At 63.6% G+C, this 1476-nt stretch carries 1 protein-coding gene; it reads left to right on the top strand.

The genetic code is table 11. The features are described from left to right. Positions 1-302 precede the first annotated feature (302 nt). Positions 303-1442 (top strand): IS30 family transposase, encoded by a 1140-nt coding sequence (locus E1809_RS26435; RefSeq protein WP_235835798.1) that lies wholly within the window; start codon positions 303-305, stop codon positions 1440-1442. The last annotated feature ends 34 nt before the right edge of the window (positions 1443-1476 follow it).

Consider the following 1476-nt stretch of genomic DNA (forward strand, 5'->3'; position numbering starts at 1 on the left):
GGCGGGTTCTAGCGGTCGTTGCAACACCCTGATTTTTGGGAGTTGCAACGACCGTGGTTCGTTCAAGCCGTTATGGGCTGGAAGAGAAGGCTGCTTTCTTCGCGGTGTTTGATCGTTTGCAGAATACGACGGCGGCCGCGAGGGAATGCGGGATCAATCCGGTGACCGGAGCATCCTGGGTCCGGAAGGCCGGGTTGAAAGGCCGGGGAAAACGGGGAGCCGGCCCTCACCCGGGGCGTGAGGAGTTCTTCCGGTTACGGTCCTCCGGGACGTCCCGGAAGGAGGCTGCTGCACGTGTCGGGGTGAACATTCGCACTGCCCGTGACTGGGATCTGGGGATCCGCCAGTTACGTGGGTGCCGCGTTTACCCGGATGGGCGGGTGGTCGTTTACAACGATGCTGTGAGAACTGTTCAGATCCCGCGTGACCCGTCAGCACCGCTCCGGCCCATCAATGCCCGGTTCCTGTCCTTGCCGGAACGCGAAATGATCCAGGACCTGCGTGCTGGCGGGTCCTCGATGAGGGAAATCGCCACGGCCCTCAACCGCCCGGTTTCAACGATCAGCCGGGAACTGGCCCGCAACACCGACCCGGTGCTTGGCTATCTGCCCCACGGCGCCGACCGGAAAGCCGCTTCCCGCAGGGCCCGTCCGAAGACGGCCAAACTTCGGGGGCAGGGTTCCTTGCGGGACTATGTGCAGACCAAACTGGCCATACGCTGGTCACCGGAGCAGATCAGCCGCACCCTGGTCGATGAGTTCCCCGACGAACCGGAGATGCGCGTGAGCCAAGAGACGATCTACCAGGCCCTCTACTTCCAGGCCAGGGGCGGACTCAAACGCGAAGTCCAGACCGCCCTGCGGACCGGCCGGACCCGCCGCAAACCCCACAAGGACCCCGCTCAACGCGCTTCCCGGTTCGCGGATCCGATGATCATGATCTCGGACCGCCCCGCCGAAATCGAGGACCGGGCCGTGCCAGGGCATTGGGAAGGAGACCTCATCACCGGCGCCCACAACCAATCAGCGATCGGCACCCTGGTCGAACGCACCACCCGCTACGTGATGCTCGTCCACCTGCCCGGTGACCACACCGCCGAAACCGTCCGTGACGGGCTGATCAAGACCATGTCCACGCTCCCGGCGCACTTGCGAGGCTCCCTGACCTGGGACCAAGGCTCCGAAATGGCCGGACACAAAGCCTTCACCATGGCCACCGACATGCAGGTCTACTTCTGCGACCCCGCTAGCCCCTGGCAACGCGGCTCGAACGAGAACACCAACGGCCTGCTGCGCCAATACTTCCCCAAAGGCACCGACCTGTCCGTCTACGGACCCGAAGACCTCGAACACGTCGCCCAGGAACTCAACGGCCGCCCACGCAAAACGCTCGACTGGAAAACCCCAGCCGAGCGCCTACGTGATTTACTACTAACCACCTAACCACCAAGTGTTGCAACGACCCCTAGAAACCGCC

Source organism: Arthrobacter terricola, assembly GCF_004354015.1.
GTDB classification, from domain to species: Bacteria; Actinomycetota; Actinomycetes; order Actinomycetales; family Micrococcaceae; genus Arthrobacter; species Arthrobacter terricola.